Consider the following 12657-nt stretch of genomic DNA (forward strand, 5'->3'; position numbering starts at 1 on the left):
GACCTAGCATTGGAGCAGCGATGAATGCAACCAAATGGTAATCGTAAGTTGACGTAATCCTATTTGATGCCCAAAAGCATCAAATTTTATTGGTATTGGGCAAAATTGCTAATTGCGATTGGCTGCGTTGCCCTGCATCGCCGTACACCAAAACCAACTGCTGGCCGCTGCCATGAATTTCATAGTAGAGTTTTAGATCGTTAATCGGGGCATAACCACTTTTTACCAACATTTGCACTGCTCCATTCAATTCAATAGTGGACTCACATTCATTAGTTACTTGAGCGGATTTGCGTTCGTGCTGGGATAGAGATCGTCGGCGTGCCCTTGGGCTAGGCGTGACCATTGGGCAATTGGCCGTTCGCTCAAAGGATTCTCGTTTTGGGGCGTGTTTGGTATGCACATGGTATTAAAAAATTGCTGCGGCCAACCAGTTGGGACAGTTTGCCAAACCTCTTGGCGACCATAGACGGTCAAATCGAGCATAGCAAATGAACTGCCCATCTGCTCACAGCCACGGTCGGTCGTCCAATAGGTTTCAAACACGCGCTCGTCTTGACGCAGATAACATGCCCACATGCCAAAATGACGACCAGCAATCAGCGGTTCAACCGAGGCGCTAGGAACCGAATACCATGGCATTGTCCAGCCCATAAATTCGCGATAGCGATTGCTTGGATCAAACGGCCCTTGGCAGAAGACTGCAAGCGTAACATCGCGGCTATGCAAATAGCCTAGTTCGGGGATGTGGTTGATGACCATTGTGCAGCCAGGGCATTGTTGAGCTGCGGTTTTGCCTTCGTGCCACATCATATAGGCGACCATCAGCTGTTGGCGACCCTCGAAGACCTCGATAAGTGGAACTACTCCGTTTGGCCCAACCACCGACGTTAATGCATCCACCTCGACCATTGGCAGTTGGCGTCGTTCTGCGGCAATCGCATCAGCTTCGCGGGTAAGTGCCTTCTCGCGAACGCGCAACCTATCGACGTTGGCTTGGAAGTGCTGGCGATCAACAATTGTAGGCGTGGTTGCTGAATCGTTGCTGACAAACGCGATCGGCTGTGGCGTAACCTTGGTCATGCTAGGCTCCTTGAATCACGAAAATACAAGCGCTCAATGCTCTCGAAATGCTAAGGTTGTACTGCAATGAAACATTTGTGCGTTGATTTTAGCAGCTTAACTATAAAAATACAAGTTTTAACTTCAAAAAAGCAAGTATGAAATTGCGACAGCAATTGGGCATGCTGCTAGCTATAATTCTGGCTCAAAAGGCTGTACAATAACGCCGAATCCGTTGTGAAGGAGCCTGTGTGCGTATCGCCTTAACTGCAATTATGTTGCCAATTGTGTTGCTGGCCTTGGTCAGTGCGACGATGCTGGTTTTGCCAGCGCCCAATTTTATCTTTTTTCAGTTTGGCATTGCGGCCCAAGAATGGGCACCGTGGTTTTTACTGGTGCTTTTGGTTGGGGTTGGCGTGTTATTTGGATTTGCACCGCCTAACGGTCTTTGGCGCTTGATCAATCGTTTGACCGGCTTGGTGGCGATGATCAGCTTTTTTGTGATTGCAGGCATGCTGGTGCGCGGCTTATTGACCGATTTGCGGGTGCGCTCGAATCAGCCAGCAGTGGTTGATGCTGGGCCTGGCAGCTTTCGCCTAAGCCAATTTGCTCTCGGCGATACTTCGCCACAAGGCCTATTGCGCGAGCAAAATACGGTGTATGCAGAGGTAGCGGGCGAATCGTTGCTGGTTGATATTTATGTGCCGCCAACCGCGCCAGTTAATGCTCCAGCCTTGGTGGTAGTCCATGGCGGCTCGTGGCGGGGTGGCGGCAAAGGCGATATTCCTGCTTGGAATCGTTGGGCAGCTGGCCAAGGCTATGTTGTGTTTGATATTAGCTATCGCTTAGCACCGCAATCTCAGTTTCCGGCGGCGGTGAGCGATGTTAAATGTGCAATTGGCTATGTGCGGCGCAATGCAGCGCGTTTCGGGGTTGATCCGCAGCGTTTGGGCTTGGTTGGGCGTTCTGCTGGGGCACAATTAGCCTTGATCGCGGCCTATTCCGATGCCACGATTGCTCCCAGTTGCGATGCACCAGATACCAGCGTGAAAGCCGTGGTCAGCTATTATGCGCCGACGCGACTTGATTATTACAACGTGATCAAGCCTGAGTTAGCACCAAGAGCGTTAGATGATTATCTTGGTGGGCCGCCCGAAGCGCATGCTGAAGCCTACCGCCAAGCACGTCCGGCCACATGGGTCAATCAAAATACGCCAGCGACCTTGCTGCTGCATGGTGGGCGCGATCAATTTATTCGTCCGCTTGATGCAGATGTCGTCGCCGATGCCTTGGCGCAAGCCAATCGGCCTTATACCATGATTGAATTGCCCTTGGCCAACCATGGCTTTGATTTTAATCTCTATGGAGTGAGTAATCAGCAAGTGCAGCCCTATGTCATGCGCTTTTTAGCTCAAACTTTGCAATAGTTAGGAGAATGCCTATGAGTGGAAGCTTTGAATTGCCAAAACCGCTGGATTTTAGCCAACCAGTCGATTTCGAAATGCTGCTAGCGCATGCATGGAGCTTGATTGAACATGGCGTGCATGATCGCCATGATCCGTTGCATACGCCAGTGCTTGGCACCAGCGACGAGCATGGCAGCGATCAACGGGTGGTCGTGTTGCGTGGGTTTGATCCAACAACGCGGCGTCTGTGGTTCCATAGCGATCTACGTTCGCCCAAAATTGGCTTGCTTGAACGTGATCCACGGGTGAGTTGGTTGTTGTATCATCCTGCTGCGCGTTTGCAATTGCGCATTCGGGCATTGGCCGAAATTCATACCAACGATGGGTTGGTAGAGGCAGCGTGGCAAAAAAGCGCAGTTTTGGGGCGCCGCTGCTACTGTGGGATTGCACCGGGCCAAATCAGCAATGAGCCAAACAATGGACTGAATCAAGATCTGCTTGACCGCGAACCAACCCTCGCTGAAAGCGAAGCTGGGCGGCCAAATTTTTGCCTGATTGCAACCACAATTCGCAGTTTAGATTGGCTGCAATTGCAATTTAATGGCAACTATCGGGCGCAATTTAGCTGGGCAGATGATGGTTCGTATACTGCCCAATGGGTAACGCCTTAGAACGATTATGCTATAATAACGAGCTAGATCATTTAGTGATGTAGCAATCTTATCGTTGCCGCATCGCGGCAAGGAGATCGAGTTTTCTATGCGCCTAGCGTGTCTTCAAGAGAATCTAAAGCGTGGTTTAGCCTTGGCAGGCCATGCTGTTGCAGGCCGCTCAAGCTTGCCTGTACTTGCAAATATTCTGTTGGCAACCGAAAGTGGTCGGCTTAAATTGGCTGGCAATAATCTCGAAATTGGAATTACCGCTCTCGTCGGCGCAAAAGTCGAGGAAGATGGCGCAATTACAATTCCAGCCAAATTATTATCGGATTTGGTGGGCAATTTGCCCAATGATACCGTTGAATTAGAAGTTGATCCGCGTACCCAGACTTTAACTGTGACCTGTCGTGGCACCAAAGCCAATATTAAAGGCATTGATGCTGATGAATTTCCGGCGATGCCTGCGCTTGGCGACGAACCAGTGTTGGCCTATATTCCAGCTGAGCTATTGCGCAAAGTTGTGGGCCAGGTTGTGGTTGCGGCTGCTGCTGAAAATACCAATCCCAACCCGATTTTGCAAGGGGTGCTGATTCGTTTGAGCGGCACGCAAGCAACCTTCGCTGCGATTGACGGCTATCGCTTGGCCGTGCGCACAATCGAATTGCCCGAACCAGTTGCTCACGATGCAGAGTTGGTGATTCCTTCCAAAGCTATGGCTGAATTGGGCCGCACCCTTGGCGATAGCGAAAACCCAATTGCCATGAGTATTACGCCCAATGGTGGGCAAGTTATTTTTCATAGCGATACTGTTGATTTTGTTTCACGGGTGATTGATGGCAAGTTTCCCGATTACGAGCGTTTTGTGCCACCAGCGAGCAATAACGCCACCCGCAGCGTCATTTCAACCGCCGAGTTTAGTCGCGCCGTCAAGCGGATTGCGCTGTTCTCGCAGGCTGCTGGCAACATCGTTACCTTAACCATGGAGCGCGGCGATGGCAGCGAGCCAGGTCGTTTGCTGCTCAACGCCAATGCTGCCGAAATCGGCGAATCGGTTGAGGCAATTAGTGCATTAATCAATGGCGACGATGGTAAATTGGCCTTGAATGTGCGCTATTTGCAAGAAGCACTTGGCGCCATTGATACCGATCAAGTGGCCTTGGAAACCCAAACTCCCAATTCGCCGGGCGTGTTTCGGCCCATTGGTGGCGATGAATATCTGCACTTAGTTATGCCCATGCGCATTCCCTAAGCTAGCAATTTGCTTCATCAAAGACAGGCGAGCCAAGAATATATTGGCTTGCCTGTTTCGTTTTAGGGTTAGCGAGCTTTGGGCGGCACCGCAAGCGTGATAATATAATCATTGCCGCGTTGGCCGGTATTCTTGGGATCATAGGCAATCACGGCAATTTGGCTACCATCTGGCGACCATGCGGGCCATTGATAGCGGCCTGGTGGGGTGAGTGGCAAGCGTTCGCCAGTGGTTGGGTTGAGCAACCAAACGACAGTGCGGCCACCGTCTAAGCGCGCAACCAAGACCAGCCAGTGACCATCAGGTGACCATTGCAAGCCTGCAATGTTATAGGCCGTTTCAAGAATGATCCGCCGATTGTCTGCATTGGCATCCATCAGATAGAGATTGGCAGGACTTGATAAGGCACTGGTTGGGCCAGCCGAGCCAATTTGCGGTTTGCCAAAAAAGGCGATCGTCGTGCCATCAGGCGACCAAGCAAAATACTGAGCGACGGCCACATCGAGATCGAGTGGTTCAAAGCCCGCTGTTGCCGTCCACCAATAAAAACGCGAGCCAAGTTCTTGGCCATCGGTCACCAAGGCCCGATCCAAGCTTGGATTCCAGCTGACGCGACCATGGCCCAAAATTTCGCGTGGGGCAGGGCGAGGAATGAGTTCGGTTAAGCTATTGTTAGTTGGATCAAACGCAACATACCCCTGTTGATCGGTTGGTGCCCCAATGACTTTCATATCCGTCTCATAGATCAACCCTAATCGACCATCAGGCAACCGATCTGGGCGATGATGGAATGTAAGATCAGCATCAGGGGCATCAGGAATTGGAATCAGATCGCTGAGATCCATTGATTGCTGGACCCAAAAGAGCCGAAAGCCTGATGGTGCACCAGCTACGTTAGCCTGAACGACTAAGCCTTGATCAAGCCATGCCAAGCCACTATATTGACCAGGCGTGCCTTCTAGGGCGGGCAATGGTTGGGGCGTATACGGTAGAATGGTTGTTTCACTCGTCTTGATCGTTGTGCATCCTGCCAAGAGGCTCAGGATCATGCTTGCAAACCAAAGCCGACGAAGAAATTGGCGGCTCATGGCTGGCTACTCTGCTTGAACATAATCGTTGTTCGAAGCCGACTTCTTTCAAGTATTCGTTTCTTAGGTTGTAAGTATGTGATAGGGTTTTGCATGTGGTTGCTCCTTAGCAAAAGTTGTCGCTGCATGATTCGCTCAAATTTGGATAGAAACCATAGCGAATCATATGTCCTCACTAATAATTATAGCTGAGAATGTCGGGTGCTCGATGATTGGTTTATATAACGATTAAGATTTGTTATTAATAATCGAGAGGAGCAAGCCATGTGGCGCAAATGTGTGATAATCCTGCTAATCCTAGGATTGGTTGCCTGTAGCCAAACTGAGCAATCAAACCCAACCGCTAAATTGTGATCACGACGCGTGCTAGTTGCACAATTGCGCTGTTTTGGTACAATCGCAAGCGTTGGCTAACGAATTGGGGTTTTTCGCGTGAAGTCATTGCTGGCTGGGTTATGTGGTCTGATTTTGTTGGGTGGCTGTGGGGCGGTTTCACAGGCAGCGATTGCTGATCGGCAAGTGCATTTGCAACAAGCGCATGTTGCGCCAAGTGCGACTTCAACGCCCAAGCCAACGCGCACGCCGCTGCCAACTCCAACGCGCACGCCGCGCCCAACTCAAACCCCAACTCCCACTGCTGTGCCGCTACTTCCGGTGCTCGCTGCCGATGCAGAATTGCTCGATTTGCGTTTAGCTGGGGTGCGTGGCTCGCGTTCGGGCCAATTGTTGCGGAGCGAAGCGGTTGCCGATCTCAAAGCGTTAATCGATGCTGCCCGCCATGATGGCTTTGAACTCGAAATTCGCTCGGCCTATCGTTCGTATGCAGAGCAAGCCAATACCTTCGAGGGCTGGGTGCAATATGAGCTGAGTAGCGCCGCCCAAGCTGGCAAACCGCTTAGCCGCAAACAGGCGATTGCCAATGCAGCAACCTATAGCGCCAAACCTGGCACCAGCGAGCATCAAACTGGCTTAACGGTCGATCTTTTACCTCAAGGTGCGCCCGAAATTGGCTTCCGCATTCCCGATCCGTTGAAGGATTGGCTGAATGCCAATGCTTATAAATACGGCTGGGTGCAATCGTATCCAATCAAATATCGCGATGGCGAGTTGATCACCTATGAATTAATGGGCTATACCAGCGAGCCATGGCATTGGCGTTGGCAAGGCCGCGCTTCGGCCAAAGCCTTGTATGATCAAGGCTACTTGGATACCGATTCATTGCTGGTTCCGCCTGAATTGCCACGAATTTGCGATGGAGACCACGATCCATGTACGATTCTGAGTGCTGCCCCAACCGAGCTTGTACCGCTGCCAACCCGCACGCCGATTGCGGTGGCGGAATAGGGATCGGGGGCGATTGGCTTTTGATCCACGAAGGACACGAAGAGCACGAAGCATTATTTTCGCCACGAAAGCTAGCAACCGCGAAGGACGCGAAGAGCGCGAAAGGTGTTTTTTCGCCACGAATTGCACGAAAAATCTTCCCAAAGCCAATAGCCCATAGCCTACAGCCTCATTTCCTTTTCGCCACAGATTGTTGAGATTCTTGATCTCATAGCCAAAAGCCTATAGCCTATAGCCCATATTTCTTCGTGTCCTTCGTATTCTTCCTGGTTAAGACAGCTTTTTGCCTTCTGACTTTTGCCTTCAGAAGGCATGGCCCGTTTCGTGGTATGCTGATGGCAGAAACCACACACGGGAGGTAGCTGTGCGCCGCGTTGCAATGTTGAGTGTCCATTCAAGCCCTCTGGCTGCTTTGGGTGGCAAAGAAGCCGGCGGAATGAATGTCTATGTTCGCGAATTAAGCCGTGAGTTGGGTCGTCAAGGGGTTGCAGTCGATATCTACACCCGTTCGCAAGACCCAAACACGCCGTTGATTACCAATCTCGCGCCCAATGTGCGCGTTTTTGCGGTGCGGGTTGGTCCCGCCGCACCCTACGATAAAAATTGGGTTTTAGATTATCTGCCAGAGTTTGTGCATCGGATTCGTTGCGTGGCTGATGGCGAAGATATTCATTATGATGTGGTGCATAGCCACTATTGGCTCTCTGGCGTTGCCGCGCTGGAGTTGCGCCATGCTTGGGGCACGCCAGTCATCCATATGTTTCATACCTTGGGCGCGATGAAAAATACGATTGCCCGCGGCGATGAGGCTGAAACCGAGCAACGGATCGCGATTGAACGCATGTTGTTGCAGGAGGTTGATCGGGTGGTGGCGGCCACGCCGCTTGATCGTGCCCAAATGCTCGAACATTATGCTGCCGACATGGAACGCATTGTGGTTGTGCCATGTGGCGTTGATGTTGAGCATTTTCACCCCATTGATCATCATGTTGCGCGCAAAGAATTAGGCGTGCCACCCCATCCGCATCGTATGCTCTTGTTTGTTGGCCGCATCGAACCACTCAAGGGAATTGATACATTATTGCGTTCAATAGCCTTGTTGGCCGAGCAACAACCAAGCTTGCGCGGCGATATTTGTTTGGCGATCATTGGCGGCGATCGGCGCGAAACGCCCGATCAATGGGGCAGCGAGATGCGCCGTTTGCGGCGTTTGCAAGGCGAATTAGGCATTGGTAATTTGGTCACCTTCCAAGGCTCGCAAGATCAGCGTAAATTGCCCTTGTTTTATAGCGCTGCCGATATGGTCGTGGTGCCATCGCACTACGAATCGTTTGGTATGGTTGCGCTCGAAGCCATGGCCTGTGGCACGCCTGTGATCGCTTCGAATGTTGGCGGTTTGCGCTACACCGTGCGCGATGGCGAGACTGGCTTGCTAGTGCCGCGCGAAGATCCTGAAGCTTTGGCCGAAAAAATCAGTTTGCTCTTGAATGATGAGCCATTGCGTTTACAATTAGGGCGCAACGGCGTACAAGCAGCCCAAGGCTATAGCTGGGCCGCCGTCGCGCACGATATTCGTGAATTGTATGATCATGTTGTGTGTGGCGAACCATATGCCGATGTGGTTGGAGCCATGTAGCGCCCATTGTCGACAAAGGAGTGACTATGCCAGTTTTGGCGAAGGCAGCATTGCAACAAGCCTTAGAGCAACGCAGCGATTGGACGATCGTCGATGGTCAAATTAGCAAAACCTACAGCCTCGCAACCTTCCCATTTGCGATTGAGTTTGTGCGCCAGATTGCCGATGCTGCTGAGGACGTTAATCATCATCCCGATATTGATATTCGCTATAATAAAGTAACCATTGCGCTCTCGACCCACGATGAGAAGGGCATTACCGAGAAAGATTTTGCTTTGGCCGATACGATCGATCAGCTGTTTGCCGCAGCCCAATAAGCCATTTACTGTTGACCTAGAATGGCACGAAGGGCGTTCTTCGTGCCATTTGTGTGTACTATAATAGTTCAACCGTCGCTTGTGGACGGGATCTGAGCGAGGAAGTGCTATGTTTAAACGTCTCTCACTTGTGGGATTATTGCTGACCAGTTTGGTTGGCTGTGCAGTTGGCAATAGCCCAACTTCTGTGCCTGCACCTGCGCCAACTCCAGCAGCCCAAAGCCAAGCTAGCGGTGGTGGCAACTTTATTCTGACCTTAGGCGATGATCCGGCCACGATCGACCCCGCCTTAGTTGGCGATACGACCAGCGGCTTTATTGCCCGTTTGATGTTTAGCGGTTTGGTAACGCTCAACAACGACCTTGAAGCTGTGCCCGATTTGGCTGAAACGATCGATGTTTCTGCTGATGGCACGGTCTATACCTTCAAGTTGCGCAGCAATACGCGCTTTGCAGATGGCACGCCGCTGACCGCCGAAGATGTGCGCTGGAGCCTCGAACGGGCGACCGATCCCAGCATTGGCTCGATTGTTTCGCCAACCTACCTTGATGATATTGCTGGCGTGCTGGAAAAAGTAACTGGCCAAGCTAGCTCGCTCAGCGGGGTTAAGGTTGTTGATGATCAGACGATCGAAATTACGCTGCGCCAGCCAAGCTCGCTGTTTTTGCTCAAATTGACCCACCCACCAGCCTTTGTGCTCGATCGGCGCACGGTCGAGGGCAATAGCGCTTGGCTCGAAAAGCCCAATGGCTCTGGCCCGTTTACCCTCGATTTGTGGAATCATCGCCGCCGCATGGAGCTGGTGCCCAACCCATACTATTATGGCACTGCCCCCAAATTGGATCGCATTACCTATCTGATCGGCGCTGAAGGCAGCAATCCGTTGGGTTTATACGAGCAAGGCGAAATCGACGTAACCGCCATTGGCACCTATGATCTTGATCGCATTAACGACGAAGCTGATCCATTACATGCCGAATTGCGCGTCACACCTCAGCTCCAATTGAGCTACATTGGCTTGAACGTCAACCAACCGCCATTCGACGATCCTAAGGTGCGCGAAGCCTTTTATTTGTTGATCGATCGGGTCAAATTGGCCGATGTTTCCTACAATGGCTCGGTTGTGGCTGCGCGTGGGATTTTGCCACCTGGTATGCCTGGGGCTGAGCCAGAACGCTTGCCTGAGCCACGCGCCGATATTGCTCGCGCCAAACAATTGATCAGCGAATCGAGCTATGGCAGCGTCGATAAATTCCCGCCGATCATTGGCTATAGCAGTGGCAGCGGCGTTGGTTTGCTGGCCCAAATTGCCAAAGATGAGCTTGGGGTGACGATTGAAATTCGTAGCCAAGATCAATTTGGCGATTATTTAGCAGCGCTCGAACGTGATAACTACCATTTGTACGATCTCAGTTGGATCGCCGATTATCCTGATCCACAGAACTTTTTAGAGGTATTGTTTGGCAGCAACGGCCAATACAACCGCAGCAATTACAGCAGCAGCGAGTTTGATCAATTGATTGAGCAAGCCAAGGCTGAAGCCGATGCCGACAAGCGTGGCGCACTCTATCGCCAAGCAGAGGAACAATTGCTCAGCGATTTTGTGGTTATTCCGCTGATGCATACTGTCGATTATTCCTTGGTAAAATCGTATGTTGATGGCTATACCATTACCGCCTTGGGCGAGCTTGATTTAACGGGTGTTTCGCTCAAGCGCTAGCGCTGTTGGGCGTTCTGCCCTTGAAATAAGGAACTGAATTTATGCCAATTACTCCTCGCGCCTACAAAGGCATGCGCGATCACCTGCCAGAAGCCATGCGCTTGCGGCGTTTTATCACCGACACCTTGATTGGTGTTTTAGAGCGCTATGGGTTTGAACCACTTTCTACGCCAATCGTCGAATACTCGGACACGCTTGAGGGCAAAATTGGCGACGAAGAAAAATTGCTCTATCGTTTGAAATATGGTGATGATGCACTAACCCTGCGCTACGACCAAACCGTGCCTTTAGCACGGGTGGTAGCCCAAAACGAAGGCAAATTGACCATGCCGTTCAAACGCTATGCCTTGGGCCAATCGTTCCGTGGCGAACGCCAAGCCCGAGGCCGCTACCGTGAATTTTGGCAGCTCGACGCTGATATTGTTGGCGTGGATAGCCCAATTGCTGATGCTGAAATCGTCGCGGTGGTGGTTGAAGGCTTGCGGGCGATTGGCTTTACTGGCGCAAAAGTGTTGCTCAATCATCGCGAGATTTTAAGTGGCTTGGCGCGAGTGGCAGGCGTGGCTGAAAACGAGGCCGGTGGCGTATATCGCGCAATCGATAAGCTCGATAAAATTGGCAACGACGGCGTGCGCAACGAATTGCTCAAAAGCGGCGTGAGCGCCGAAGCTGCCGAGCGAGTTTTGCATTTTGTTGGCATTAGCGGCTCGGTTGACGAAGTGCTCGCCGAGATGGAAAGCGTACTTGCCAACGACGCACCTGCGTTGGCCGCCGTAGCAGCTTTGCGTACGATCTGCGCTGTATTGACCAGCTTTGGCGTACCAGCAGATAGCTTTACAATTGCGCCCAGCTTGGCTCGTGGCTTATCGTACTATACTGGCTGCGTCTTTGAAGCAGTGCTCGATTCGCCGCCGATGGGTTCGTTGTTGGGTGGCGGGCGCTACGACAATTTGGTTGGTATGTTCAGCAAACGTTCGTTGCCGACCGTTGGCTGTGCCTTTGGGCTTGAGCGCTTGTTTGATTTGATGCTTGAGCTTAATATGGGGCCACGCCCAGAACGTACCATCGATGCCTATGTAACCTTGTTTGCAAGCGATTTTCAGAACGAAAGCTTGCGCTTGGCTGGCGAATTGCGCGCCGCAGGCCTGAGCGTGCTCACCGCCTATAGCCCAGTTAAAATTGCCAATCAATTCAAAGAAGCTGATCGCAAGGGTGCCAATTTTGCCCTCGTGCTTGGCCCCGACGATTTGGCTGCAGGCGTGGTGCAATTGAAAGATTTGCGCACTGGCGAGCAGCAAGCAGTGACCCGTGATGCGATCGTGGCAGCGATCAAAACCGCTCTCTAATTCAGCCTTTGGCGGCAGGTTTAGGCTTGCCGCCCCAACAGGAACCATCAATGAAGCGATTTCGTGGCTTTCGTCCATCGCGGATGTCGTTACAACCAGGCCGTCCGTTACGTTGGCTAGCGCAGTTTTTACTCAAATTTTTTGGTTGGCAAGTCGAAGGAACTGTACCAACTGCGCCAAAATGGATCGCAATTGGCGCCTATCATACGTCCAATTGGGATTTTGCGGTGATGTTGCTGGCAACATTTTCGCGCCAACTGCCAATTTATTGGATTGGCAAGCATTCGCTGTTTCGCTTTCCCTTCAAAACCTTGATGCGCTGGTTGGGCGGTATTCCGATTCGCCGCGATAAAACTTATAACGCAGTGCAGCAAGTGGTTGATGAGATAGAACGCCACGAAAAATTGGTCTTGGTGGTTGCCCCTGAAGGCACACGCAAAGCAACCGATCACTGGAAAACAGGCTTTTACTATATCGCCTTGAACGCCAAAATTCCAATTGGCATGAGCTATATCAACTACAAGCGCAAAGTCTTGGGTTTTGGGCCATTACTGCACCCCACCGGTGATATTGAGGCCGATTTTGCGGTCTTGCGCGAATTCTACGAACGCATGTCTGCTGGCCGCTTTCCTGCCCAAGAAGGCACCGTTCAAATTAAAGCTCCCAAAGCAGAATAATCCAGTTTAGGATTAACGAAACCGCGAAGGCCCGCGAAGCGCACGAAGGTTTGGGTCGTAAAAGCCCAGCAATATTCCAACCCGTAAATATTTGGGTGTGCAGGGGACTGAAACCCCCTGCATCTCCTGCTGGCGGAACAGAAGGGTGGCGATCCT

The 12657-nt window shown here is 51.6% G+C and carries 12 protein-coding genes; 9 read left to right on the forward strand and 3 right to left on the reverse strand.

What is annotated here, in order from left to right; genetic code table 11:
* Positions 1–79 precede the first annotated feature (79 nt).
* Both SE18_RS27390 and SE18_RS04405 read right to left on the reverse strand, forming a co-directional pair.
* Positions 80–232, reverse strand: a complete 153-nt coding sequence (locus tag SE18_RS27390; protein ID WP_160319470.1) for a hypothetical protein — start codon at positions 230–232, stop codon at positions 80–82.
* Positions 233–276: 44 nt separating this feature from the next.
* Complete coding sequence (locus SE18_RS04405) at positions 277–1083, reverse strand: DUF899 domain-containing protein (protein WP_054533205.1); 807 nt, start codon at positions 1081–1083, stop codon at positions 277–279.
* Between the two features lie 230 nt (positions 1084–1313).
* On the opposite strand from SE18_RS04405, the gene SE18_RS04410 reads away from it, so the two are divergent.
* The 3 genes from SE18_RS04410 to dnaN all read left to right on the forward strand — a co-directional run bounded on the left by SE18_RS04410 (position 1314) and on the right by dnaN (position 4373).
* Entirely contained in the window at positions 1314–2489 is a 1176-nt protein-coding gene (locus SE18_RS04410) for an alpha/beta hydrolase (RefSeq protein ID WP_054533206.1), read from the forward strand.
* 14 nt (positions 2490–2503) lie between these two features.
* Positions 2504–3139: a PNPOx family protein gene (locus tag SE18_RS04415; protein WP_054533207.1), complete on the forward strand. Its 636-nt coding sequence runs from the start codon at positions 2504–2506 to the stop codon at positions 3137–3139.
* Positions 3140–3227: 88 nt separating this feature from the next.
* Positions 3228–4373, forward strand: a complete 1146-nt coding sequence (gene dnaN / locus SE18_RS04420) for a DNA polymerase III subunit beta (RefSeq protein WP_054533208.1) — start codon at positions 3228–3230, stop codon at positions 4371–4373.
* 68 nt (positions 4374–4441) lie between these two features.
* Here the strand turns inward: dnaN and SE18_RS04425 are convergent, their stop codons facing one another.
* Positions 4442–5461 carry a TolB family protein gene (locus SE18_RS04425; protein ID WP_054533209.1) on the reverse strand — a complete coding sequence of 340 codons (1020 nt, stop codon included), beginning with the start codon at positions 5459–5461 and terminating at the stop codon, positions 4442–4444.
* Positions 5462–5893: 432 nt separating this feature from the next.
* On the opposite strand from SE18_RS04425, the gene SE18_RS04430 reads away from it, so the two are divergent.
* The 6 genes from SE18_RS04430 to SE18_RS04455 all read left to right on the forward strand — a co-directional run bounded on the left by SE18_RS04430 (position 5894) and on the right by SE18_RS04455 (position 12501).
* A complete protein-coding gene (locus SE18_RS04430; protein WP_054533210.1) occupies positions 5894–6805 on the forward strand; it encodes a M15 family metallopeptidase in 912 nt (303 codons plus the stop codon).
* A gap of 379 nt (positions 6806–7184) precedes the next feature.
* Positions 7185–8441 carry a glycosyltransferase gene (locus tag SE18_RS04435; RefSeq protein WP_054533287.1) on the forward strand — a complete coding sequence of 419 codons (1257 nt, stop codon included), beginning with the start codon at positions 7185–7187 and terminating at the stop codon, positions 8439–8441.
* 26 nt (positions 8442–8467) lie between these two features.
* Positions 8468–8758: a 4a-hydroxytetrahydrobiopterin dehydratase gene (locus SE18_RS04440; protein ID WP_054533211.1), complete on the forward strand. Its 291-nt coding sequence runs from the start codon at positions 8468–8470 to the stop codon at positions 8756–8758.
* A gap of 109 nt (positions 8759–8867) precedes the next feature.
* Complete coding sequence (locus SE18_RS04445; protein ID WP_054533212.1) at positions 8868–10478, forward strand: peptide ABC transporter substrate-binding protein; 1611 nt, start codon at positions 8868–8870, stop codon at positions 10476–10478.
* A 41-nt stretch (positions 10479–10519) separates the two neighbouring features.
* Positions 10520–11824, forward strand: coding sequence for a histidine--tRNA ligase (hisS, locus tag SE18_RS04450; RefSeq protein WP_054533213.1), 1305 nt, complete (start codon positions 10520–10522; stop codon positions 11822–11824).
* A 50-nt stretch (positions 11825–11874) separates the two neighbouring features.
* Positions 11875–12501: a lysophospholipid acyltransferase family protein gene (locus tag SE18_RS04455; protein WP_054533214.1), complete on the forward strand. Its 627-nt coding sequence runs from the start codon at positions 11875–11877 to the stop codon at positions 12499–12501.
* The last annotated feature ends 156 nt before the right edge of the window (positions 12502–12657 follow it).

It is taken from the genome of Herpetosiphon geysericola (assembly GCF_001306135.1).
Taxonomy (GTDB): Bacteria; Chloroflexota; Chloroflexia; order Chloroflexales; family Herpetosiphonaceae; genus Herpetosiphon; species Herpetosiphon geysericola.

What these genes read in the sequence shown, in the direction of transcription:
- SE18_RS04435 (WP_054533287.1), top strand. Translation starts at nt 7,185, where the DNA reads ATGTTGAGTGTCCATTCAAGCCCTCTGGCTGCTTTGGGTGGCAAAGAA.
- SE18_RS04405 (WP_054533205.1), bottom strand. Translation starts at nt 1,083, where the DNA reads ATGACCAAGGTTACGCCACAGCCGATCGCGTTTGTCAGCAACGATTCA.
- hisS (WP_054533213.1), top strand. Translation starts at nt 10,520, where the DNA reads ATGCCAATTACTCCTCGCGCCTACAAAGGCATGCGCGATCACCTGCCA.
- SE18_RS04445 (WP_054533212.1), top strand. Translation starts at nt 8,868, where the DNA reads ATGTTTAAACGTCTCTCACTTGTGGGATTATTGCTGACCAGTTTGGTT.
- SE18_RS04425 (WP_054533209.1), bottom strand. Translation starts at nt 5,461, where the DNA reads ATGAGCCGCCAATTTCTTCGTCGGCTTTGGTTTGCAAGCATGATCCTG.
- SE18_RS04455 (WP_054533214.1), top strand. Translation starts at nt 11,875, where the DNA reads ATGAAGCGATTTCGTGGCTTTCGTCCATCGCGGATGTCGTTACAACCA.
- SE18_RS04440 (WP_054533211.1), top strand. Translation starts at nt 8,468, where the DNA reads ATGCCAGTTTTGGCGAAGGCAGCATTGCAACAAGCCTTAGAGCAACGC.
- SE18_RS04415 (WP_054533207.1), top strand. Translation starts at nt 2,504, where the DNA reads ATGAGTGGAAGCTTTGAATTGCCAAAACCGCTGGATTTTAGCCAACCA.
- SE18_RS27390 (WP_160319470.1), bottom strand. Translation starts at nt 232, where the DNA reads ATGTTGGTAAAAAGTGGTTATGCCCCGATTAACGATCTAAAACTCTAC.
- dnaN (WP_054533208.1), top strand. Translation starts at nt 3,228, where the DNA reads ATGCGCCTAGCGTGTCTTCAAGAGAATCTAAAGCGTGGTTTAGCCTTG.